The sequence below is a fragment of the Microcella sp. genome (genome assembly GCF_033763155.1).
Classification (GTDB): domain Bacteria; phylum Actinomycetota; class Actinomycetes; order Actinomycetales; family Microbacteriaceae; genus Microcella.
Genome location: NZ_JANRKZ010000134.1, coordinates 1 through 2485, shown reverse-complemented (window position 1 = coordinate 2485; position 2485 = coordinate 1). Strand labels below are relative to the sequence as shown.

The window sequence follows — 2485 nt, the reverse complement described above, 5'->3', positions numbered from 1 at the left end:
GTTCTTCTCGGCCACGGCGCGTTCGAGTGCGGCGGCAAAGGCGGTGAGGCGTTCGGCCACGGCCGCATCCGTCGACCCGATGATGCGCGCCGCAAGAAGACCAGCGTTGCGCCCGCCACCGATCGAGACCGTCGCCACGGGAATGCCCGCCGGCATCTGCACGATGCTCAGCAGGCTGTCGAGGCCATCGAGCGTCGCGAGGGGCACGGGCACACCCACGACGGGCAGAGTCGTCACGCTCGCGATCATGCCCGGCAAGTGGGCGGCACCGCCCGCACCGGCAATGATGACGCGGATGCCGCGGCCGGCCGCCGCACGGCCATACGCGATCATCGCATCGGGCGTGCGGTGGGCACTCAACACTTCGACCTCGTAGGCAATACCGAGCTCGTCAAGAGCCTCGGCCGCACGCTGCATGACCGACCAGTCGCTGTCAGAACCCATGACAACGGCGACGAGGGGTGAGTTCATGCCTCCAGGGTAGGACTCAGGCATCGAAGTGGCTTGCCGCGGCGCGCGCACGGTAGACGACGTCGTCAAGCTCGGTGCCGATGACCGTCACGTGGCCTGCTTTACGGCCCGCCCGCGGACCTTTTCCGTAGGCGTGCACCTTGGCGGTCGGTTGGTGGCCCAGGGCCGCCGCGATCGTCTCGTCGGGCAAGCTGCCGAAAACGTTGATCATGACACCCCAGGGCGCGAGCATCGAGGTGTCGCCGAGGGGCCAGTCGAGCACGGCGCGCAGGTGCTGCTCGAACTGGCTCGTCACCGAACCATCGATCGTGACGTGCCCGCTGTTGTGGGGGCGCATGGCGAGTTCGTTGACGAGAATGCGACCGTCGGTGGCGGCGAAGAGTTCGACGGCCAGCACGCCCGTGACGCCGAGGCCGTGCGCGATGGAAGTAGCGATCTCGGCCGCGGCGCGTTGCTGTGCGTCGGTTGTCTGGGGTGCCGGTGCGATGACTTCGGCGCACACGCCGCCGCGCTGCACGGTTTCGACGAGAGGCCACAGCTGGGCATCGCCGCTCGGGCGACGGGCGATGAGTTGCGCGAGTTCGCGCTCAAACGCCACGAGCTCTTCGGCCAAGAGCGGGCCATCGGCGAGCCAATCGGCTACCTGCGCGGCGTCGTCAATGACGCGAACACCCTTGCCGTCGTAGCCTCCGCGCGGCGTCTTCACGACGGCTCGGCCACCGTGGTCAGCGAGGAAGGTGGCTATATCGTCGGCCGACTCGACGCGCGCCCAGTCAGGCTGCGGCACGCCGAGCTGCGACAAGCGCTCGCGCATCATGAGTTTGTCTTGGGCGTAGAGCAGGGCATCCGGACCCGGATGCACGGCAGCACCCGCGGCAACGAGCGTGCGCAGCACCGTCTGAGGCACGTGCTCGTGGTCGAAGGTGATCACGTCGCACTCACGCGCGAACGCGAGCACGGTCGCTTCGTCGCGATAGTCACCCACCGCCGTCGCCGCCAGCCGCGCCGAAGCGTCGGGAGCCTCGGCGAGCACGCGAATCTCGATTCCCAGGCCCACCGCCGCAGGAATCATCATGCGTGCGAGCTGGCCCCCTCCGATGACCCCGACAACGGGCATGGATGCTCCTCACTAGACTGCGGACGACTCCCCCCTATTCTGGCCGACCTCACGCCCCCCACTCCGACGCCCCGAGGAACGATGCGCACCTTCTTGGCACAACTGGCCCGCTTTGGAGCTGTCGGGCTCGTGGGAGTCGTGGTGGACGTGGCGATCTTCAACCTGCTTCGCGTCACCGTGCTCGCCCCCGAGGTCATTGCCGAGGGCCCCGTCATCGCCAAAGTGCTCTCGACGTCGGTGGCGATCGCCGTCAACTGGGTGGGAAGTCGGCACTGGACGTTTCGCCTCGAACACCGTCGCCCCGCGGCGCGCGAGGCCCTCGAGTTCGCCATCGTCAGCGTCGGCGGCATGCTCATCGCTGTCGCGTGCCTGGTTGTCTCGCACTATGTGTTGGGCTTCACCAGTCTGCTGGCCGACAACATCGCGTCGAACGTCGTGGGGCTCGCCCTCGGAAGTGCCTTTCGCTTCACGCTCTATCGCACCTGGGTCTTTCACCCGCGGCGAGCGCCGCAGGCGCCACACGATGCCCCGCGCGAGTCACCGGCCTGAGCGATCGCGCCTCATCGCCGGGTCGGTCGTTTCGATCGGGCGGCGGATCGTGGCGATCGACGTCGTGCTGGCTTCCATGACGTCACTCAGCACCCGCTGCACGAGGCCTGCGTTCGGCACGTCCCGCAAAATGACGGGGCGGTCAGCGCCCGTCGTGATGAGCACGTCACCCGAGCGAAAGACAGGCTGGAGGCCTGACTGGCGCACGGTCACGTCGTAGCTGCGGCTCAACAGCACTTCATGTCGCGTGCGGACGAAAAGGCCGCTGCGCAACACCACCCGACGTGTCGTGATGAGGTACTGCGTGCTCAGCCAGCGCAGGAGGGGAAGAACCCACAGCAGAGTGAC

4 protein-coding genes are annotated in these 2485 nt (G+C 67.6%); 1 reads left to right on the top strand and 3 read right to left on the bottom strand.

What is annotated here, in order from left to right; translation table 11 throughout:
* Both purE and SFU54_RS05690 read right to left on the bottom strand, forming a co-directional pair.
* The coding region (gene purE, locus SFU54_RS05695) for a 5-(carboxyamino)imidazole ribonucleotide mutase (RefSeq protein ID WP_319015329.1) at positions 1 to 471 on the bottom strand (471 nt) is incomplete at its 3' end.
* Positions 472 to 487: 16 nt separating this feature from the next.
* On the bottom strand, positions 488 to 1588 hold the full coding sequence (locus SFU54_RS05690; protein WP_319015328.1) for a 5-(carboxyamino)imidazole ribonucleotide synthase: 1101 nt from the start codon (positions 1586 to 1588) through the stop codon (positions 488 to 490).
* 81 nt (positions 1589 to 1669) lie between these two features.
* Here SFU54_RS05690 and SFU54_RS05685 point away from each other — a divergent pair, with 81 nt between their 5' ends.
* On the top strand, positions 1670 to 2137 hold the full coding sequence (locus tag SFU54_RS05685) for a GtrA family protein (protein WP_319015327.1): 468 nt from the start codon (positions 1670 to 1672) through the stop codon (positions 2135 to 2137).
* On the opposite strand, the gene SFU54_RS05680 is transcribed toward SFU54_RS05685, so the two are convergent.
* On the bottom strand, positions 2126 to 2485 hold a 360-nt coding region (locus tag SFU54_RS05680; protein ID WP_319015326.1), incomplete at its 5' end, for a PH domain-containing protein. The genes SFU54_RS05685 and SFU54_RS05680 overlap by 12 nt on opposite strands.